This is a genomic window from Adlercreutzia sp. St.1H8, assembly GCF_059728655.1.
This window is the reverse complement of record NZ_AP039376.1, coordinates 501,271-521,366: the sequence shown is the minus strand read 5'-3', so window position 1 is coordinate 521,366 and position 20,096 is coordinate 501,271. Positions and strand designations below refer to the sequence as shown.

The following is a 20,096-nucleotide window of genomic DNA, read 5'->3' as shown; positions in this document are numbered from 1 at the left end:
CGTTTCCCCAGGTCGGGGTTTTCCACATCCGCCTACAGGAGGCGCGCGGCACCGAAACGCCTCGGAATTTCGAAGCAAATGACCACTTTTCGCGCGAATCCGCGCATGACGCCGCCCCATGTGCCCGGTATGTGTTGATTGGCCCGTCTCTGGACGGCGCAGATAGTTTAGAAGCTAAACTATCTGGCGAGAAAAGAGGGCGTGCGCCCGCGGGGGTTGCGCGCAGAGACGCGAGCCACCGGAAAGGCAGCTCCCCCATGCTTCAGCTCCAGCACATTCGCAAGTCCTACACCACGGGCAGCTTCACGCAGACGGCCCTCGACGACGTGTCGGTGGCCTTCCGCGATAACGAGTTCGTCGCCATCCTCGGCCCGTCGGGCTCGGGCAAGACCACCATGCTCAACATCATCGGCGGGCTCGACCACTACGACACCGGCGACCTCATCATCGACGGCATCTCCACCAAGAAGTACAAGGACCGCGACTGGGACACTTACCGCAACAACCGCATCGGCTTCGTCTTCCAGAGCTACAACCTCATCCCCCACCAGACGGTGCTCGCCAACGTCGAGCTGGCGCTCACGCTGTCGGGCGTGAGCCGCGAGGAGCGCCGCACGCGCGCCATCGCCGAGCTCGAGCGCGTCGGCCTGGGCGACCACGTGAACAAGCGGCCCAACCAGCTCTCCGGCGGGCAGATGCAGCGCGTGGCCATCGCCCGCGCGCTCATCAACGACCCGGAGATCCTGCTGGCCGACGAGCCTACCGGCGCCCTCGACTCCAAGACCTCCGTCCAGATCATGGATCTGCTCACCGAAATCGCCAAGGACCGCCTGGTGGTCATGGTCACCCACAACCCCGAGCTGGCCGAGCAGTACGCCACACGCATCGTCAACCTGGCCGACGGCGTCATCCGGTCCGACACCGACCCCTTCGAGCCCACGGCCGATGAGATGCGCGAGTCCACCAAAAAGGTGCGTCGCACCTCGATGGGCCCGCTCACGGCGCTCGCGCTGTCGTTCAACAACCTCATGACGAAGAAGGGCCGCACGCTCATGACGGCCTTTGCCGGGTCCATCGGCATCATCGGCATCGCGGCCATCCTCTCGCTCGCCAACGGCGTGAACGCCTACATCAAGACGGTGGAGGAGGAGACGCTCTCAGAGTACCCGCTCCAGATCATGTCCACCGGCCTCGACATGACCTCGATGCTGCTGGGAAGCGTGCCGGACAGCGCTCCTGACGCCGGCGAGGACGCGACGACCGACGGCGACGCTGGCACCGGCGACGACGCCCCCGCAGACGAGGTGGGCGTCGTCGAGATGATCACCACCATGTTCGGCTCGGTGGGCTCCAACGACCTGGCCTCCCTCAAGGCCTACCTCGACAGCGGCGAGAGCGGCATCGAGCCCTATGTCAACGCCATCGACTACACCTACGACGTGGCGCCCCAGATCTTCAGCTCCAATGTGGACAACTTGCGCCAGGTGAACCCCGACCGGTCGATGGCGTCGCTCGGCATCGGCTCGGGCACCTCGAGCAACTCGCTCATGTCGATGGCCATGAGCACCGACGTGTTCTACGAGATGCCCGACGACCCGGGCCTCTACGAGTCGCAGTACGACGTGAAGGCTGGGCGCTGGCCCGAGGCGTCCAACGAGGTGGTGCTCGTCACCACGCCGAGCGGGCGCATCAGCGACTTCATGCTCTACACCCTGGGCCTGCGCGACGCCGCCGAGCTCGACGAAATGGTGCGCCAGTTCGCCGCCGAGGAGGACGTCATCGTGCCCGACGACATCGAGCCGGTGTCCTACGAGGACGTGCTGAACGTGCGGTTCAAGCTGGTCAACGCCGCTGACTGGTACACCTACGACGCCGATTACGGCGTGTGGGTGGACAAGTCCGACGACAACGCCTTCATGCGCGAGCTCGTGACCGCAGGCGAGGACATCGCCGTGGTGGGCATCGTCACGCCGTCGCCCGACGCCAAGGCCACCATGCTCCAGCCGGGCCTCAACTACCCCGCGTCGCTCGTGACCCACGTGATCGATCAAGCCGCGGCCACCCAGATCGTCCAAGACCAGCTGGCCGACCCGTCGGTCAACGTGCTCACCGGCAAGCCCTTCGGCGAGGAGGACGACGAGGAGAGCGCATTCAACATGGACTCGCTGTTCACCATCAACTCCGAGGCGCTCCAGGCGGCCTTCAAGATAGACCAGCGCAAGCTCTCCGTGGACATGTCGAACACGCTCAACCTCCAGGGCGTGGCGGCCAACCTGCCGCCAGCCCCCGAGCCCGACATGGCCGCGCTCACCGGCTCGCTCGATCTGGAGCTGTCCGATGAGCAGGTGTCCGGCCTGGTCACCAACGTCATGGGAGCCTTCCAAGCCTACCTGAAGACGCTGCCGCCCGAGGAGCAGGCCGCCGCCATGACCGACTTCGGCGGTGCGTTCGCGAAGTTCCTCAAGTCCCCCGCCGGCCAGGCAGCCGTGGCAGCCCAAACCATGAAGATCGCCCAGGAGAAGGACCTGGAGAACCAGGTGGCACGCGCGCTCCAGGAGTATGTGACCTCCACCATGACCTCGTACATGTCCACCATGGCCAAGGCGATGGAGACGCAGGTCACCGCCGCCATGCAGAAGGGCATGGCCCAGATGGGCGCCAACATGGCCTCGGCCATCTCCATCGACGCGGACGCGTTCGCCGACGCCTTCGAGATGAACATGACCGAAGACGAGCTGCGCGACCTGATGATGTCACTCATGACCTCGGAGGACGCCACCTACGACGGCAACTTGCGCGCGCTCGGCTACGCTGACCCGGCCAAGCCCGCGGGCATTGACATCTACCCCGTCGACTTCGACGCGAAGGCCCACGTCATCGCGATTCTCGACGACTACAACGCGCGGATGGAGGCCGAGGACGCCGACGACAAGGTGATCACCTACACCGACTTCGTGGGCACGCTCATGGCGTCGGTGACCGACATCGTGAACATGATCAGCTACGTGCTGGTGGCGTTCGTGGCCATCTCGCTGGTGGTGAGCTCCATCATGATCGGCGTCATCACCTACATCTCGGTGCTCGAGCGCCGCAAGGAGATCGGCATCCTGCGCGCCATCGGCGCCTCGAAGGGCGACATCAGCCGCATCTTCAACGCCGAGACCATCATCGAGGGCCTGGTGGCGGGCTTGCTGGGCGTGGGGATCACCGCGCTGGTCTGCATTCCGGTCAACGCCGTGGTGTACTCGCTCTTCGACGTGCCCAACGTCGCGCAGCTGCCGTGGCAGGCTGCCGCTATACTGGTGGGGATCAGCGTGTTCCTGTCGTTCATCGCGGGGCTCATCCCCGCGTCGAGCGCCAGCCGGAAAGACCCCGTGGAGGCGCTGCGCAGCGAGTAGCCCCGCAGGGGAGGCTCGCGCGCGACGCCCCGCCCGGTGGGAAGGTGATTGAGCGTGAGCCATAAGGAAGAGCCCCTCTACGATATCAAGCCCTCGCCCGACATGGGGATGTGCGGGGACGCGACACCTGAGACGTGCCTGCGTGCCTACGGCGAGACGGTGGTGGCTGGCGTGACCGTGCCGCTCTGCACGGCCTCGACCGGCATGCCGTGCACCAAGGCCGTGCGCGCGGTTGCGCCCGAGACGTTGGAGGACGACGAGGCCCAGGCCCGTCCGGCGCGCCGCGGACGGGCCTGGGCCTCGTCGGGCGCGCGTCGCCCGTTCATCGGGCTGGTGGCCAAGCAGTTCCCCGAGGAGCGCTTCCTCAGCCTTCCGGCCGACTACGCGCCGGCGGTGGCAGCGGCCGGCGGCATCCCCGTCATCCTGCCGTTCATGGAGGACGTCGACGCCTACGCGAGCCTCTTCGAACACCTGGACGGCTTCGTGCTGACCGGCGGCCACGACGTGGATCCCGCGCTCTACGACGGGCCCTCCCCCACCGACCCGGCCTTCGCCGCCGTGAGCCAGCTCACACCCGAACGTGACGCGCTGGAGTACGAGATCCTCAACTTCGCCGACGAACACGACGTGCCGGTGCTGGGCATCTGCCGCGGCATGCAGCTGATGAACGTATACTACGGGGGCACCCTGCACGTCGACCTGCCCACCGACCTGGGGCTCGACCGCCACCGCCACTGGCAGACCGCCGCGCCGTCCTGCCCCGTGCACGAGGTGACCATCGATGGGGGCACGCGCCTGGGCGCCGTGATGGGCCCGGGGCCGTTCTCGGTGAACTCCCTGCATCATCAGGCCGTGCGCGACGTGGCGCCCGCCCTGCGCGCCTGCGCCTGGGCCGACGGCCTGGTGGAGGGCGTTGAGCACCCGGGGCGCGCCTTCATGGTGGGCGTGCAGTGGCATCCCGAGTTCTTCGCCGGCGACGGCCCCATGGGCCCGCTGTTCGACGCGCTCGTGGACGCAGCGCGCCCCCGGCGCGAGGCGCGGTAGGCGCGGCGCAGGCCGGAAGCGGCGCATCGGGCCGGCGGACACGCCGCGAAGGTCGGCCCGTCGGCGGGCGCGGGCCCCTCTTCGTGGCGGGCGGCGGACGCCTCCGCCGGCAGGCGCGCCTCCGTTGCCACGAATTCCGCTCTCAGTGGCACAGATCGCCAGTTTGGTACGGTCGCGCGCCTCCGGATTGCCGCATCACGCAAAGCGACCTGGGAACGCATCGGCGTTTTCCCAGGTCGCGGTTTACCCAGTATGACTTTTTGCTCGCACTTAGGGCGTCCCACCGTACCAAACTGGCGATCTGTGCCACAAAGCGGCGAAAACGTGGCAGCAGGCCCCGAAAGCGACGCCGAGCCCCTCCCCGGCGTCGCTTTCGGGGCAAGCCCCTCCGCCCGGCGGCGGGCTTTAGAAGTCGAACATCGCGGTGGTGAGGTAGCGCTCGCCCGTGTCCGGCAGGATCACCACGATGGTCTTGCCCGCGTTCTCCGGCCGCTGGGCCAGCTTGGCCGCGGCCGCGGCCGCCGCGCCAGACGAGATGCCCACCAGCAGCCCATCATGGGCAGCCAGGTCACGCCCGGCCTGGAAGGCCTCCTCGTCGGTGATGGGCAGCACCTCGTCGTAGATGGCCGTGTCCAGCGTATCCGGCACGAAGCCGGCGCCGATGCCCTGGATCTTGTGGGCGCCCGCGCGTCCCTCGGAGAGCACCGGCGAGGCAGCCGGCTCCACGGCCACCACCTGGATCGCCGGGTTCTGCTCCTTGAGGTAGGCGCCCGCGCCCGAAAGCGTGCCGCCCGTGCCCACGCCCGCCACGAGAATGTCCACGGCGCCCTCGGTATCGCGCCAGATCTCCGGGCCGGTGGTGGCGCGATGGACGGCCGGGTTGGCCGGGTTGGTGAACTGCGAGGGGATAAACGAGTTCGGCGTAGCGGCCGCAAGTTCGTCAGCCCGCGCGATGGCGCCGGCCATGCCCTCGGCGCCCGGCGTCAGCACGAGCTCGGCCCCGTAGGCGCGCATGAGGTTGCGCCGCTCGACGGACATGGTGTCGGGCATGACGATGATCACGCGGTTGCCGCGCGCCGCCGCCAGCGCCGCCAGGCCGATGCCGGTGTTTCCCGAGGTGGGCTCGATGATGACCGTGTCGGCGTCGAGCCGGCCGGCGGCCTCGGCGGCCTCCAGCATGGCACGGGCAATGCGATCCTTCACCGAGCCGGCGGGGTTGAACGACTCCACCTTGCCCAGCACCGTGGCGCCCAGGCCGCGGTCGCGCTCGAAGTTGACAAGCTCCACCAGCGGGGTGTCGCCGATGAGCTCGGATACGCTGCGATGCACGTTCATGAGGTTCCTCTTTCTCTCGTGCGTTCTCGGACGCTCACGCGCTCGCGGACGCGCTTGCCGGGGACGCGATGCCCCGCCCACGTTACAGCGATAAAGTCTACCTTTTAACTAGTCTTTGTCAAGCACGCCGCCGCCCACTGCGGGGGAAGCCTCCGGAGACGGGGCGGAGGGGCAGGGTGCCGGCAAGGACGCCCCGCATTCCCCCGGTCGGAGATCGTCGGCTTTCGCAGGCTGCACGCCATCGGCCTTCGCAGGGCACGGGCCACCGGCCCCTGCGAGCTGCAGCCCGTCGGGCTCCGCATGCGACGGCTTGCCGGCCTCTGCGAGCTGCGACCCGTCGGCCGCAGGACGCAGCGACCGAGCGAAATCCGCCGGACGGGAGCCGTCGTAGCTCTCGCGGCGACGGGGCAGGCGAATGCGGGTGCGCGGATCGATACTCTTCGCTGTCTCGCGCCCTACGACGCCGACGAGCGCCTTGAAGGTGTCCAGGATGAACGCGCGCGTCTCAGGATCGAGCTTGGCGGTGGACGAGGCCACGCTCATCACGATGGACCCGAAGTTACGGTGCAGATCGGCGGCGGTCTTCACGCCTGAGGCGGCAACGAAGTCGTAGATGGTGTCAATGAACTGGGCGCGCTGCTCAGGCGTGCGCGTCTTCAGCCAGCCGTCGAGGGTGCCATCGGCCCACAGCGCCGTGCGGGTGAGCCCGTCGCGGTAGAGGAAGTCGCCATCGCTCACCAGCCACGAGAACGGCTCGTGCTGGAAGATGAGCATGGCGCTCGACTGCACCACGTGATAGTCGCTGCCGTCCTCGAGGATCATGCCGAACAGCGACGACTCGGGGACGGCCTTGAACAGCATCGCGCGATACGTCGGGTCGCCGACGCGCGGAGACGGGTCGCCAAGGAACGAGGGCCCGTCGTAGTTGCATACCCGCGTGATGCGGCCGTACACGTCCGACGCCACGCAGAGCGCCGCGTACTGGGCGAGGTTGCCGCCCTTCGAGTGGCCCGTCAGCACGATTCGCCCAGGCAGGGCCGACGCCACGCCCGACACGTAGGCCACGGCCGCCTGCTGCGAGGGCGTGACGTCCATGAAGCAGAGGTTGAAGTCCTCCTTCCAGCCGGCCAGGCTGCCGTCGGTGCCGCGAAACGCCAGGTAGACGCAGCCGTCGCCCACGGTGAGGGTGATGGCCGAGAACTGCTTCTCCACCGCATCGGAGGACTCGCTGACGTAGAAGGACACGAAGGCGTCGCGATAGCGGCGGCTGGCCATGAGGGCACGCAGGAAGGAACGGCTGTCGGCGGCGTCGCGCATCCAGCTGCCGGCGAGGAGGTCGCGCCACGAGGCGAGGGCCAGCACGTCGTGGAGCCGGAAGGGCTCGGAGGGGCGGGCAGGCAGCCGATCGTAGCGCTCATAGCGCAGGTAGGCCAGCGTAGCCATGACCAGGCCATCCACCACGTTGAACGGCTCCTCCTCGAACGTGCGCTGCTCGCGCGCGAGATAGGACACGATGTTAGCCACACTCATCTCCTATCACCCGGGCGGCGGCAGCCACGTTCTGCTCCTGAACCGAACCATAGGCCATGAGAAAGCGGCCGGTCAACGACGGATCGGCCGCTGATCCCAAAGCGTAGGACGCCAGCGGCGCCATCCGCACGCTGCGGGACAGGGCGCGAGCCACCAGATCCTCCTGACCGCGAGCGTCCATTCCCCGCACGTGTAGCACGAAGTGGAGCCCGGCGTCGACGTGCTCGAAGGCCAGGCGGTCGGCGGCCGGCGTGGCCCGCAGCGCGTCCAGGAGGGCGTCGCGCACCCGCCGGCTGCGAGCGCGCGTGCGATTGACGTGGCGCTCGTAGTCACCCGACTCGATGAACCGCGCGAGCGCCGCCTGCTCGAGAGCGCCCACCGTGCACGCGTGGAATCCCAGGTCACGCGCGAACGCGCGCGCCAGATGCGGCGGCAGCACCATGTAGCCGATGCGGAAGGCGGCGCCCAGGCTCTTGGTGAACGTGTTGAGGTAGATGACCCGCTCGGCACCGTCGATGCTCTGGAGCGAGGGCAGCGGACGGCCCGCCATGCGAAACTCGCAGTCGTAGTCGTCCTCGACGAGATAGCGCCCCGGCTCCTCCGCGGCCCAGGCCAGAAGCTCATAGCGGCGGGGCGCCGGCGTGACCAGCCCCGTGGGGAACTGATGCGACGGCATGCAGTGCAGCACCGAGGCCCCCGATGCGCGCAGCGCAGAAAGCGAGGGGCCCTCGGCGTCCAGGGCCACGGGAGCCACCGTCACCCCCTCGGCCCGATAGGTAGCCGCCAGCCGCGGATAGCCCGGATCCTCCACGGCGAATCGACGGCTCCGCCCGAGCAGCAGCACCAGCAGGTGATAGAGCGCCTGGGCGCCCGCGCCCACGACGATCTGCGCGGGGTCGACCACCATGCCGCGAAATCCGCGCAGATGATCGGCGATGGCCCTCCGCAGCGCGAGGGATCCCCGGGGCCCCGACGCCGCCAGCAGCGTGCGCTCCGACTCATCCGCCAGCACGCGCCTGATGGTACGCGCCCAAGCCGCGTAGGGAAACAGCCCCTCCCCCGCTGTCGCACCCGAGAAGTCCGCCACAAGCTCCCGCGACGGGGCGGGGCTTGAGAAGCCCGCCTCAGGCCCTCGTGACGGGGCGGGGCCCGAGAAGCCTGCTGCAAACGCCCGCGACGGGGCGGGGCTTGAGAAGGTGATATTCTCGATTGAGGATATTGCGCGAGAAGCGCCATAGTTGCAGGTCAACAGGGTGTTTTTGCCCTTTTTGGCGTCGCCTGACCCACTTCCGCCGTGCACCTCAAGCGAAGCCGAGCGCGCGGCGCTCGCGTTTGCGCCTCCACCCGCAGTCGATCCCGCAGCCGGGACCGCGTCTGACAGCGGCTCCACAGACACTCCGCTTGAGCATTGGGCACCGCCGACGACCCCGCAAGCGGGCGCGCGGGGAATGTCGGCGGCGAAGAAGCCTCGACGCTCGCGGGACTCCAGGTAACCCTCGGCGACGAGCTGCCCATAGGCGCCCTCCACGGTGATGACACTCACGCCCAGGTGTCGCGCGAGCGCCCGTCTGGAGGGCAGGCGCTCCCCCGCCGCGATGACGCCCGATTCCACGTCCGCGCGGATGAATGCATAGAGCTGCCCCTGCAGCGTGCCCGCGCCCTCACGCCGCAACTCGTAGGTCAGCATCGCAGCCCCCTCTCGTCGCAAACGAATGTTTCACGTGAAACACTCCCCACGCGCAGCCTGCCAGAACCTGCCACCTCGAAAGTCCTTTCCGACGGCCACAATCGCTATCGCCCTGTCTTCAAACCCATCCTTCGCAACGTTGCACCTCCGCGCTCTGCAAACAAATGTTTCACGTGAAACATTTGCCTACACGCGTGCGGCGACCTCGCTCGAAGCACTCGCGTCGCCGACGCCAGACGCCGTCCCGCACGCGCGGGGCGCCCCGTGCCCAGGCCGCTCGCGGCCCGCCCTCTCGCCGTGCCCCGCGCTCCACCCGCGCCCGCATTTCGCGCCCATGCTCGCGTCCTTCGCAGCAGCACCACCTCCCGCGGCCCGCGCCTCGCACTCCTCTCGCGGCATCATCGCGCCTTACGACTGCCGCCATACCCCGTGCCCCCTCACGACCGCCGCCATACCCCGTGCCCCCTCACGTCGCCTCACGCACCCGTCGCGCCTCGCACGCTACCGCCATCGCGCCTCGCGCCTTTCGCGGCTGCGAGCGCGCTTGCAGGCACTTTCTGGCCCTATCAAAAACTCACAATCTGACTATATCAACAAGACCACAGAGCCACTACCCTCTCAGATGTCCCTATCGTCGAGCGGAAGGATCCCTATGGATAATCAGCAGGTCGCCGAGCGGGCGACCCTTAACCGACAGCTAGCTCAGATGCTCAAGGGCGGCGTCATCATGGACGTCACCACGCCTGAGCAGGCCCGCGTGGCCGAGGAGGCGGGTGCCTGCGCGGTCATGGCCCTTGAGCGCATCCCCGCCGACATCCGCGCGGCCGGCGGCGTCTCGCGCATGAGCGACCCGGCCATGATCAAGGGCATCCAGGCCGCCGTGTCTATCCCCGTCATGGCGAAATGCCGCATCGGCCACTTCGCCGAGGCCCAGATCCTCCAGGCCATCGAGATCGACTACGTCGATGAGTCTGAGGTGCTCTCCCCCGCCGACGACATCTTCCACATCGACAAGACGCGCTTCGCCGTGCCCTTCGTCTGCGGCGCACGCAACCTCGGCGAGGCGCTGCGCCGCATTGCCGAGGGCGCGTCGATGATCCGCACCAAGGGCGAGCCGGGCACCGGTGACGTGGTGCAGGCCGTACGCCACCTGCGCGCGATGAACGCCGAGATCCGCCGCGTCCAGGCCCTGCGCGACGACGAGCTGTTCGAGGCCGCCAAGCAGCTGGAGGTGCCGCTCGACCTGCTGCGCCGGGTGCATGACGAGGGGCGGCTGCCCGTGGTCAACTTCGCCGCCGGTGGCATCGCCACGCCGGCAGATGCCGCGCTCATGATGCAGCTGGGCGCCGAAGGCGTGTTCGTGGGCAGCGGCATCTTCAAGTCCGGCGACCCGGCCCGCCGCGCCGAGGCCATCGTCAGGGCCGTCACCAACTACGAGGACGCCGAGCTGCTGGCCGCCCTCTCCGAGAACCTGGGTGAGGCGATGGTGGGCATCAACGCCCAGGAAATCGCCCTCATCATGGAGGAGCGGGGGCAATGAGCCGAAGGGGCGGGGCGCCCATGGGAATTCAGGGGACCGAAGGGGAAGCCCTCGGCTCCCACGCAGACAACAGGCGCCGCTCGTCCACGGCGGCTAGCACAGGCGCCTCGCCCACGTCCTCGGCGGCTAGCGAACGCACCCCATCTGCAACAGCCGGCGGCCCCGCCTCGCCCACGCCCGCCGCGGCCAGCACGGGCGCCTCGCCCTCGCCAACGTCCTCGGCGACCGGCGACGAACCGGCGACTGCAGCGGCCCAGCGGCACACCCCGTCCGCGATGGTCAGCGGCCCCGTTTCGCCCACGTCCACGCCCGCGCCCTCGACGGCTGACGCCTCATCCGCGCCTGAGGCAGCCAGCGAACGCACCCCGTCTGCAACAGCCGGCGGCCCCGCCTCGCCCACGCCCGCACCCGCGAAGGCCGGCCTCGCCGCCTCATCCTCGCCCACGGCAGCCGGCACAGGCGCCCCGTCCGCGCCCTCGATGGCTGACGCCCCGTCCGCGCCCGCGGCGGCCGGCGGTCCCGCGTCGCCCGCGCCCCGACCCGCCGGCGGGCCCCTTGGCAGCCCGCAGCATCGCCGGCCCCGCATCGGCGTCGTCGCCGTGCAGGGGGCGTTCGCCGAGCACGTCCAGCGGCTGCGCGGGCTCGGCTGCGCCGTGGCGGAGCTGCGTCAGCGCGGCGACCTCGACCAACCCCTCGACGCCCTGGTGCTGCCAGGCGGCGAGTCCACCACGCAGTCCCGGCTCCTGCGTGACGCGGGGATGCTGGGGCCGCTGCGCGAGCGCATCATCGCGGGGCTGCCGGTGCTCGGCACCTGCGCGGGCCTCATCCTGCTGGCCGAGCGTATTGAGGGCACCGGCGACCTGCGGGGCCTCGATGCGCAGGCGGCCGCCGGTCGCGCGGCGGTGGAGGGGCTGCGCACGCTACCCGTCACGGTGAGCCGCAACGCCTACGGGCGCCAGCTCGGCAGCTTCCACGCCGAGGGCGCCTGGGAAGGCGGGGCCGCTGACGAATCGCGTGCCACCGCGCCTGGCCAGCCGCCGAAGCCACAGGAGCAGCCCGGCAAGCCCGACGGCGCGCGGCTCGCCCCCGCCCCCGTCCCCCTCACCTTCATCCGCGCCCCGCGCATCGTGCAGCGGGACCCCGGCGTCCGACCGCTCGTCACGCTGGGCGACCAGCCCGTCGCCGTCCAGTACGGCAGCCAGATAGGCGCCGCCTTCCACCCCGAGCTCGACGAGGACGAGCGAATCTACCGGCGCCTCCTCGATCTGGCACGATAGCCGAAGCGCCGTGCGTCCCGGCAGCACGGCGGGCAACGCCGCAGCACGCGTGCGCGCAGCCGAGCGCCGTGGCAAAAGCCAACGCAGCTGCGCCCTGCGCGCCGCCCGCGCAGCCGCGCGCCCCTCGTTCCGCGCCCCAGCCTTCGCCCCCCCCCGCACGCCCGCGCACTCCCCAGCCGCACATCCTCCGCGCGCTTCCGCAAGCCTCCCGCCCTGCGCGCCCTCCGCAAGCCTCCCGCCCTGCGCGCCGCCCGCGCAGCCCCGCCCCCCCGCGCCCCGCGATCCCCACGCCCTCCCCGCCAACAAAAAAGGGGCGCCGGCCCAGACGGCCGACGCCCCTCTCCGCTTTCGGCCTCTCGCCGTCCGCGGCCTAGTACCAGGGCACCACCAGCGTCAGCGGCATGGCGGCCACCAGCACCAGCAGGCGCAGGACGAAGCCGCCCACCAGCACGCCGGCATCCGAGGCAAAGCTGATCCAGTGAGCCTTGCGGCTCTCCTCGAACTCCTTGGGGCTGAAGAACAGCAGCCACGTCTCGAGCGCCGTCGGCAGCACAAGGCCCACCAGGACGAACAGGAACCAGAAGGCCAGCGCGCAGTCTCCGCCCACCAGGTTCATGACCGACTCCCAGCCGGCCGGGCTCGCGTTCGACGCCGTCACGAACAGCAGCGACGCCACCAGCACCAGTTCGATGATGGGCAGGCAGAAGTGGAACTTCTTGAACACGCCCACGCGGTTGAACTCCTCCGGATGGCGGAAGATGGCCACGCAGAGCACCGCCGCCATGCCGGTGGACATGGCCGACACGAGGAACAGAATGGGCAGCAGCGCGTTGTTCCACAGCGGGAACGTCTTGCACACGCCCAGCAGGCAGCCGGTGTAGACGGCCACGCACACGCCGAACACCGCCGCCGCGATGTCAAGCCACAGCGGCACGCGGCGCTTCGCCAAGTCGAGCCCCGCGCCGATGAGCGCCAGGATGGTGAAGCCGCCCAGGAACACGACGCCCCAGGTCATCACCGACCCGAAGTTGGTGAGCAGCAGCGCGAAGCGCAGCGGGTTGTGCAGGCCGGCCGTCGCGTCGAACATGAGCAGGCAGAGTCCCACGATCACCACCACCGGCGCGATGACGCGGCCGATGCGGATCATGTTCACGGCCTCGGGATGGCGCCAGCGCAGAAACGCCGCGCTCACGTAGGCGCCGCCGCCCAGGCCCGCCAGGAACAGGTACCACGCGATGATGGAGTTCCAGATAGGTTCGAAGGTCATCTCAATCACCTCACGTAGTAGATTTTCGCTTTGGTCAGGTCACCGGCGATGGGCGCGGCGCCGGTCTCCACGATGGCCTTGGAGATCTCGCTGTCAGGGTCGTCCAAATCGCCGAAGATGCGGCAGCCGGTCAGGCATGCCTCCACGCAGGAGCACATCTTCGTGCCGTCCTCGGCCGCCACCGTGCAGAAGCGGCACTTGTCCACCGCGCCGGTCTGCGAGTTGCGCACGCGCACCTGGTAGGGGCAGGCGGCCACGCAGTACAAGCAGCCGATGCAGCGCCCCTGATCCACCTCGACGATGCCGTCGGTGCCGTACTTGGCGGCACCGGTGGGACACACCGACACGCAGGGAGCGTCCTCGCAGTGCATGCACTGCAGGGGCACGTGCTCCACCCGCACGCGGGGGAAGGTGCCCACCTCGCGCTCCTCGAAGCGGATGAAGGCCTCGTCGGGAAGCAGGTCGTTCTGACGCTGGCAGGCGGTGCGGCAGGCGTAGCAGCCGATGCACTTCTTCGTGTTGATGAGCATTCCGTAGTTAGCCATTACGCACCTACCTTCTTGATCTTAACGGTGGCCTCCTGCGTCATGGCCGAGCCGTAGGCGGGCTCGATGTGGAAGGGCACGTAGTCCATGATGCGCAGGCCGAACCCGTAGGCCGTGTGCTGCTCGGGCACCGAGCAGCCGAAGTGGCTGGGGATGTAGACGACGCCCGGCGCGATGCGCTCGGTCACGCGCACCTTCGACGTGCCGGAGTGCTGGTCGTTCTCCACCACGCACTCGTCGTTGTCCTCGATGCCGAGGGCCGCCGCGTCCGCCGCGTTGATCCACGGACGATCGAGCCCGTACTGCTCGGCGATGTTCATGAGCTCGGGGATGTTGGCCGTCTGGGTGTGCGTCATGATGGCCTCCTTGCCGCCCACCAGGCGGAAGGCGCCGTCCTCGGGGACGGTCTGCGGCTCCACCCACACCGGGCACGCCGACAGCCCCGCCTTGGCGCAGGCCTCGCTCGTGAACTGCACCTTCTTCGTGGGGGTGTTCCACTTGGGCGCGGTGCCGTAGGCGAAGGCCTTCTCGGGGAACTGCACGGTGCCCACGAGCCTCAGGCTGTCCAGGTCGAGCCCGACGGTCTTGAGCTGGGCGTCAGCCAGCTCCTCCTGGGTGAAGGCGAAGTACTCGCCCACCCCGCACGCCTCGGCCAGCTCGGTGAAGATCTGGTCGCAGGACCGGGTGTTGGGGTGGATGACGTCGAGCACCTGGGAGCGCAGGGCCACGTAGGGCGCCTTGCCGCCGCCGAACTCGGGCAGCTCGGCGCGCTCGAGGTAGCTGGTCTCGGGCAGCACGTAGTCGGCGAGCAGCGCCGTCTCAGACATCTGCACGTCGCAGACCACCATGAGCTCCAGGTTCGAGAGCGCCTCGGCCAGGTAGGCCGGGTTGGAGTAGCCCGCCGCCATGTTGGAGTTGTAGAAGAACATGCCCTTGAGCACGCCGGCCTTGGCCATCTCGCCGGCGAACACGGCCGAGCCCATGGAAGCCGCGGCCAGCGGGTACTCGGCAGCGCCGAGCAGCGTGCCCTCCGGCTTGGGAGGCGCGGCGAAGCGGGGGTCGTCCAGCTTGCCAGCCGCGGCGCTCGAGGTGAGCAGGGCGCCGCCGGGCTGGTTCCAGCAGCCGAGCAGGGTGTTGAACAGGGCCACCGCACGCGCCGTCTCGCCGGAGTTGGCGTAGGCGCAGCCATAGGCGCCGCGCCAGCTCGGCTCGATGGAGGCCGCCGGCGCCGCCTCGGCGAACTCGGCAGCCAAGCGCTCGATGGTGTCCGCGGGAATGCCGGTGATCTGCTCGGCCCAAGCCGGCGTGCAGTCGGAGATGGCCGCGGCCCACTCGTCGAAGCCCACGCCGTTGGCGGCCACGAAGTCCGCGTCGTAGAGGTGGTTCTTGATGAGCACGTTGCTCATGGCCAGCACGAGCGCCAGGTCGGTGCCGGGGGTGATGGGCACCCACTCGGTGGCGAACACGGTGGAGTTGTTGCACCGCGGATCAACCATGACCAGGCGCGAGCCGTTCTCATAGGCACGCTCGAGCGCGGCCACCTGGCTCGGGCGGATGCCGTCGCAGTAGCTGCGGCCGATGAACATGGTCATGCGGGAGTTCTCGACATCCGACACCCAGTCGCCGGCGCCGATGGCCTGGGTGATGCCCGAGACCTTCGACAGGTTGCACGCGGCGCCGTGGGTGTAGCTGTTGGGCGAGCCGAGGGCGGTCATGAAGCGCTTGGCGTAGTAGGAGCCCGACGGACGCGGGTCCTGCACCAGCGCGAGCGCGCCCGGGCCGTCCTTCTCGATGATCTCGCTCACCTTCTCGGCGATCTCAGCATAGGCCTGATCCCAGGAGATGGCCTCGAAGCGCCCCTGCGCGTTCTTCTTCAGGGGATCGGTCAGGCGGTCTTTGGAGTAGGCGATCTGCGAGTAGCCGTAGCCGCGAGCGCACAAATGCCCGCTCGCATTGGGGTTCTGGGGGTCGCCGATGAGCTTGGTGAGCTTACCGTCGACCACATAGGCGGTGTAGCCGCATTTGCTGGAGCAGGCGTTGCACAGCGTGTGGACGGCCTCGGTGCGGCCCTCCCCGGCTTCCTCCTCGGCATGGGCCTGCTGCCAGGCGCCGAAGCTCGTGAAGCCCACAGCCGCTGCCGCGGCCACGCCAGCGCTTCCCGCCAGAAAGCTGCGCCTCGTGATAGCGTTTTCTGACATAGCTGCTTCCTCTCTTATAACTTACGCGACAGAATCCATCGCGCATCCGTTCAGCGCGCCCTCTTCGAAGGGCTCCTGCTGGGCGACGATGCCCATGATCAGGTCGACGAGGCCGATGTAGAAGCTCGCGTCCTCGTCCAGGCCGAGCAGCCGCGCCCGATACGCGGTGAGCCAGCCGAAGCGCTCCGCCAGGAAGGCGAGCGCCGGGCCCTCCATGCCCGAGCGCAGGAGCACGGCCACCAGGTCGAGCTCGAGTGCCAGGTGATCGGGGCAGGCGGCGAACGCGGGGGGCACCTCCAGCCCCAGGCCGTCCGTCACGTCGCGCACGTAGAGCGCCGCGTCCCCCAGATACCCGCCCCCAGCGGGAACGCCGGGATCGGTGGGGTGAGCGGGGCGGTGCAGCGACTCCACGGGAACGGCCGAGTCGGGCAGCCCGCCGGTGAAGTGCCGCGCGGCGAAGTCGCTTTTCTCCTGATAGCTCGGAGGGGCGAACAGCGCCGAGAGCTCGCGCGCCGACAGGAACTCCTGAAGCGGGAGCCGCGCCCTCAAGTCGCTCAGGCGCTGGCCCTCCGCGCCAAGGGGGCGATTATCCTGCAGCAGGCGCCGGGCGCCCGCCAGGAAGTCAGACCATTGGGCGGATTCGGTCAGCTCGTTCCACTCGTCCTCCCCCACCGGGCCAAAGCACTGGGCCAGGGTGGAGAACACCGCCGCGTCTTCCATAGTCGCTCCCTCCTTTCGTTGACTGCCAGGCAGCAGGGCGCCGCCTCTTCGGATGCGTGGGGCGTACCGGCCGCTAGGCCTGGTACACGGTGGTAGCCGAGACCACGCCCTCGTCGATGCACTTCTGCGCGATGTCTTCCCAATCGACGAACTGAATGGCCCCGTTGGGGCACTGGTCGGCGCAGCGGCCGCACGAGATGCACTTGGTGGACTTGTCCGTCTTGGAGCTGATGCGGGGCATGTTCCACGGGCAGGCCTGGGTGCACATGCCGCAGCCGATGCACAGCTCGTCGTCGACCACGCGCGCGCCCGTCTTCTCGCTCGGGTGGATGGCGTGGACGGGGCAGTACTTCATGCACCAGGCGTCCTTGCACTGGTAGCACTGCTTGACGGTGAACTCGCAGTCGCCGTAGATGCCGCCGCCGGTGCCGACGCCGTAGCCGAAGTTATAGGTGTCCCACACGCGCACGCGGGCGATGTGCTGGTCGACGTAGCCGTCATTCTTGAGCGTGCAGCTCATCTCGCAGCGCTGGCAGCCGGAGCAGCGCGCGCGGTCGGTGATGATCATCTTGGTGGGCGTGGTGCGCACGTCGATGCGCCCCGACGCGATGGCCTGCTGGGTCACGCCCCACGAGGCCAGCACGCCGCCGACCACCAGGCCCGCGACGCCGCAACCGGCCATGGCCAGAACCTGGCGGCGCGTGACGTTGGACTTCTTCGCGCCGTCGGCCTGCTCGGCGGCAGGGGCGGCCGGCGCAGCCTCCGGGGCGGCCTCGGCCGTCTGATCCACAGGGGCTTTGCTGTTGTTAGCGTCTGTCATGTTCGTTTCCCCCTCGCTTATATAAGTGGGTGTCGAATGATGGTGTCAGGAACTCAGGTGCCTGCCCCACCGGGCTCAGCCAGCCCTCGAAAAGCTGACCAGACCACACAACATGACGAAGGGTAGGCCAGCACGCCGCCGACCGTGTCCCCTGAATGAGGAGAAATCATGTACCCCGTAACGCCGCCGCAGGAAAAGGAGGGTACACCGCGCTGCTGGCCAGGGAATCGTTACCTTCCCGTAAGAAAAGTACCCTGCGTCGGAGGGTACGGGGTACCCGCGCGCCATGGCACAATCCTGACAGCGGACATGCATCGGTATCCGTATCTGTGCTCCCTATCGGCTCGAGAGACGACCACACAACACCGTCTCGTATAGGCAAGAGATTTGGAGTATGAACCATGGCTGATGCAACGAAAGACGCGAACACGTCGTACGGCTGGACCGGCAAGATTCTGCGCGTCAATCTGACTGACGGTACCATCTCAGTCCAATCCACCGAGCCTTATAAAGAGTACATCGGCGGCATGGGACTGGCCAACAAGATCATGTACGACGAGGTTCCCGCGGGAACCGACCCCCTCTCCCCTGAGAACAAGATCATCTTCGCCGTCGGCCCTCTGACGGCATCGGGCGTGCCCCTGGCGGGCCGCACCACCATCTGCTCGCTGTCTACCTTCACCAAGGATCACCTGGTGGTCGACGCCCACTGCGGCGGCATGCTGGGCGCACGCATCAAGCAGGCCGGCTGGGATGCCGTGGTGCTCGAAGGCGCCGCCGCCGAGCCCGTCTACGTGAACATCGACAACGGCGACGTCACTATCAAGTCCGCCGAGGGCGTGTGGGGCCTGGGTACCCGCGCCACCACTGAGGCGCTCTCCCGCCGCGAGGGCACCGACGTGTGCGTGGCCGCCATCGGACCTGCGGGCGAGAACCTGCTGCCCTACGCCTGCATCATCAACTCACGCAACCACTCCGCCGGCGCCGGCACCGCCGCCGTCCTGGGCTCCAAGAACGTCAAGGCGCTCGTCGTGCGCGGCACCGGCGCAGTCAACGTGGCCGATCCGCAGGCCGTGGCCGACCTGTCCGACTACATGCTGAGCGAGATCATCGGCTCCAACAACAACCACGTGGTGCCCTCCACCCAGCAGGAGTGGGCCGAGTTCTACGACGCCGGCTCGCGCTGGACGGCCCGCAACGGCCTGTACTGGGCCGCAGCCGAGGGCGGCCCCATCGAGACCGGCGAGCCGCAGCCCTACGAGATCAACAAGGTGGGCTACCGCTGCATGAAGTCGGTCAAGGACCTGGGCCTGGCCGCCGAGCAGTACACCATCAAGATGGACGGCTGCCACAGCTGCCCCATCCACTGCTACTCCGACCTGCGCGTGGAAGCCGCCGAGGACACCTCCGGCTTCGCCACCACCGGCAACACCTGCGCGGCCAACTTCCCCGTCAGCGTGTACATGGAGCCCTTCCTGCAGATGGGCCTCAAGGACCGCGGCGACCTGTCGGTGCTGTGGGACACCACCACCTCCAACACCATGGACAACATGGGCCTGTGGTGCAACTACGCCCAGCTCTACCGCGACATCGCCTACTGCTACACGGCCGGCGTGTTCCAGCGCGTGCTGCCGGCGGAGGAGTACGCCTCCATCCACTGGGAGAAGTTCTCGCCCGAGGTGTGCGACCCCACGGTCATGGTGGAGATCATCAACAAGATCGTCGACCCCACCACCGAGATCTCCTACCTGGCCCACGGCCCGCTCACATGGTGCGAGCGCTGGGGCGAGCAGGCGTGGTTCGACAACTCCAAGTCCACGCTGATCAACTACCGCGGCTGGCCCGTGCACCACGCCATCGAGTGCTTCGGCCAAGTGGGCGGCGTGTACAACATGCTGTTCAACCGCGACGACATGATCCACTCCGCCGTCAACTTCCAGGGCTGCGGCCTGCCCTTCGAGATCAAGCAGGCCATCGCCGAGGAAGTCTGGGGCGGCGCTGACGCCATCACGCCAAACAAGGACTACTCGCCGATGAACGAGCACAAGGCCAACTTCTGCTGGTGGTCGGTGGTCACCGACGTGCTGCACGACTCGCTGACCCTGTGCAACTGGGTGTGGCCCATGACCATGAGCCCCACGCGCCAGCGCGACTACCGCGGCGACCTGGACCTGGAGGCCAAGTTCTTCAAGGCCGTCACCGGCCAGGACGTGACCACCGAGCAGCTCTACGAGGCCGGAGCCAAGATCATGACGCTGCAGCGCGCCAACACCGTGCGCGGCATGACCAAGGCCGACGGCACCTACGGCAACAACAACCTCCGCGCCGACCACGACGTGATCACCGAGTGGGTGTTCACGAAGGATCCGGATCTGCAGCCGTTCACCAAGGGCACCGACAAGATGGATCGCGAGGACTTCCAGACGGCGCTCACCATGGTCTACGAGCAGTTCGGCTGGGATCCGCAGCTGGGCTGCCCCACGGCCGCCTGCCTGGACGCCTACGGCATGGCCGACGTCAAGGACGAGCTGGCCAACCTGAACCTGCTGCCCTAGCAGCGCGCCGATGAGGCCGGCTGACGGCAGCTACGGGCAGCCGTCAGCCGGCCTCGCGTTCCGCACCTCGCCAAACCCGCGGCGTTTGCCATGGCGCCGTACTCTGAGGGAGCCCCGCCAGCTGGCGGGGCTCCCTCGTGCGTGAGGGGGCTGGGAGACGAAGGGCGGAAGCGGGCCCGC

14 protein-coding genes and 1 pseudogene are annotated in these 20,096 nt (G+C 68.5%); 5 read left to right on the top strand and 10 right to left on the bottom strand.

Translation table 11 applies throughout. The annotated features are described in order from the left end of the window. The first annotated feature begins 257 nt into the window (after positions 1–257). Complete coding sequence (locus AC6I0Y_RS01760) at positions 258–3,398, top strand: ABC transporter ATP-binding protein/permease (protein ID WP_497732640.1); 3,141 nt, start codon at positions 258–260, stop codon at positions 3,396–3,398. 54 nt (positions 3,399–3,452) lie between these two features. After that, a complete protein-coding gene (locus AC6I0Y_RS01755; protein ID WP_497732638.1) occupies positions 3,453–4,442 on the top strand; it encodes a gamma-glutamyl-gamma-aminobutyrate hydrolase family protein in 990 nt (329 codons plus the stop codon). Between the two features lie 405 nt (positions 4,443–4,847). On the opposite strand, the gene cysK is transcribed toward AC6I0Y_RS01755, so the two are convergent. The 4 genes and pseudogenes from cysK to AC6I0Y_RS01735 all read right to left on the bottom strand — a co-directional run. Further along, positions 4,848–5,777, bottom strand: a complete 930-nt coding sequence (gene cysK, locus AC6I0Y_RS01750) for a cysteine synthase A (protein WP_160710021.1) — start codon at positions 5,775–5,777, stop codon at positions 4,848–4,850. A 108-nt stretch (positions 5,778–5,885) separates the two neighbouring features. Continuing rightward, positions 5,886–7,301: an Mbeg1-like protein gene (locus AC6I0Y_RS01745; RefSeq protein ID WP_497732636.1), complete on the bottom strand. Its 1,416-nt coding sequence runs from the start codon at positions 7,299–7,301 to the stop codon at positions 5,886–5,888. Then, the gene (gene pdxR, locus AC6I0Y_RS01740; protein WP_497733628.1) at positions 7,294–8,394 is read right to left on the bottom strand and encodes a MocR-like pyridoxine biosynthesis transcription factor PdxR; all 1,101 of its coding nucleotides are present in this window, start codon (positions 8,392–8,394) and stop codon (positions 7,294–7,296) included. Before pdxR ends, AC6I0Y_RS01745 begins: the two co-directional genes overlap by 8 nt. A gap of 384 nt (positions 8,395–8,778) precedes the next feature. Beyond that, positions 8,779–8,994, bottom strand: a pseudogene (locus AC6I0Y_RS01735) (GntR family transcriptional regulator); the annotation flags it as partial. Between the two features lie 652 nt (positions 8,995–9,646). Between AC6I0Y_RS01735 and pdxS the strand changes: the two are divergent. Beyond that, entirely contained in the window at positions 9,647–10,534 is an 888-nt protein-coding gene (gene pdxS / locus AC6I0Y_RS01730) for a pyridoxal 5'-phosphate synthase lyase subunit PdxS (protein WP_201751023.1), read from the top strand. A gap of 28 nt (positions 10,535–10,562) precedes the next feature. On the opposite strand, the gene AC6I0Y_RS01725 is transcribed toward pdxS, so the two are convergent. Then, positions 10,563–10,991 (bottom strand): hypothetical protein, encoded by a 429-nt coding sequence (locus tag AC6I0Y_RS01725; RefSeq protein ID WP_497732633.1) that lies wholly within the window; start codon positions 10,989–10,991, stop codon positions 10,563–10,565. Positions 10,992–11,118: 127 nt separating this feature from the next. Between AC6I0Y_RS01725 and pdxT the strand changes: the two genes are divergently transcribed. Continuing rightward, positions 11,119–11,811 carry a pyridoxal 5'-phosphate synthase glutaminase subunit PdxT gene (pdxT, locus tag AC6I0Y_RS01720; protein ID WP_160710657.1) on the top strand — a complete coding sequence of 231 codons (693 nt, stop codon included), beginning with the start codon at positions 11,119–11,121 and terminating at the stop codon, positions 11,809–11,811. 370 nt (positions 11,812–12,181) lie between these two features. On the opposite strand, the gene nrfD is transcribed toward pdxT, so the two are convergent. The 5 genes from nrfD to AC6I0Y_RS01695 all read right to left on the bottom strand — a co-directional run bounded on the left by nrfD (position 12,182) and on the right by AC6I0Y_RS01695 (position 17,361). Then, entirely contained in the window at positions 12,182–13,078 is an 897-nt protein-coding gene (gene nrfD / locus AC6I0Y_RS01715) for an NrfD/PsrC family molybdoenzyme membrane anchor subunit (RefSeq protein WP_160710222.1), read from the bottom strand. Between the two features lie 5 nt (positions 13,079–13,083). After that, a complete protein-coding gene (locus AC6I0Y_RS01710) occupies positions 13,084–13,623 on the bottom strand; it encodes a 4Fe-4S dicluster domain-containing protein (RefSeq protein ID WP_160710221.1) in 540 nt (179 codons plus the stop codon). Then, positions 13,623–15,821, bottom strand: coding sequence for a molybdopterin-containing oxidoreductase family protein (locus AC6I0Y_RS01705; protein WP_497732631.1), 2,199 nt, complete (start codon positions 15,819–15,821; stop codon positions 13,623–13,625). Before AC6I0Y_RS01705 ends, AC6I0Y_RS01710 begins: the two co-directional genes overlap by 1 nt. Before the next feature lie 21 nt (positions 15,822–15,842). Then, a complete protein-coding gene (locus AC6I0Y_RS01700; RefSeq protein WP_160710219.1) occupies positions 15,843–16,541 on the bottom strand; it encodes a molecular chaperone TorD family protein in 699 nt (232 codons plus the stop codon). 73 nt (positions 16,542–16,614) lie between these two features. Continuing rightward, positions 16,615–17,361, bottom strand: coding sequence for a ferredoxin-like protein (locus tag AC6I0Y_RS01695; protein WP_160710218.1), 747 nt, complete (start codon positions 17,359–17,361; stop codon positions 16,615–16,617). Positions 17,362–17,762: 401 nt separating this feature from the next. Here AC6I0Y_RS01695 and AC6I0Y_RS01690 point away from each other — a divergent pair, with 401 nt between their 5' ends. Then, on the top strand, positions 17,763–19,916 hold the full coding sequence (locus AC6I0Y_RS01690) for an aldehyde ferredoxin oxidoreductase (RefSeq protein WP_160710217.1): 2,154 nt from the start codon (positions 17,763–17,765) through the stop codon (positions 19,914–19,916). Positions 19,917–20,096: the final 180 nt, after the last annotated feature.

Bases quoted from the DNA above. Each gene is read 5' to 3' on its own strand.
- AC6I0Y_RS01760 (WP_497732640.1), top strand. From the start codon at position 258: ATGCTTCAGCTCCAGCACATTCGCAAGTCCTACACCACGGGCAGCTTC.
- cysK (WP_160710021.1), bottom strand. From the start codon at position 5,777: ATGAACGTGCATCGCAGCGTATCCGAGCTCATCGGCGACACCCCGCTG.
- pdxS (WP_201751023.1), top strand. From the start codon at position 9,647: ATGGATAATCAGCAGGTCGCCGAGCGGGCGACCCTTAACCGACAGCTA.
- nrfD (WP_160710222.1), bottom strand. From the start codon at position 13,078: ATGACCTTCGAACCTATCTGGAACTCCATCATCGCGTGGTACCTGTTC.
- AC6I0Y_RS01710 (WP_160710221.1), bottom strand. From the start codon at position 13,623: ATGGCTAACTACGGAATGCTCATCAACACGAAGAAGTGCATCGGCTGC.
- AC6I0Y_RS01705 (WP_497732631.1), bottom strand. From the start codon at position 15,821: ATGTCAGAAAACGCTATCACGAGGCGCAGCTTTCTGGCGGGAAGCGCT.
- AC6I0Y_RS01700 (WP_160710219.1), bottom strand. From the start codon at position 16,541: ATGGAAGACGCGGCGGTGTTCTCCACCCTGGCCCAGTGCTTTGGCCCG.
- AC6I0Y_RS01695 (WP_160710218.1), bottom strand. From the start codon at position 17,361: ATGACAGACGCTAACAACAGCAAAGCCCCTGTGGATCAGACGGCCGAG.
- AC6I0Y_RS01690 (WP_160710217.1), top strand. From the start codon at position 17,763: ATGGCTGATGCAACGAAAGACGCGAACACGTCGTACGGCTGGACCGGC.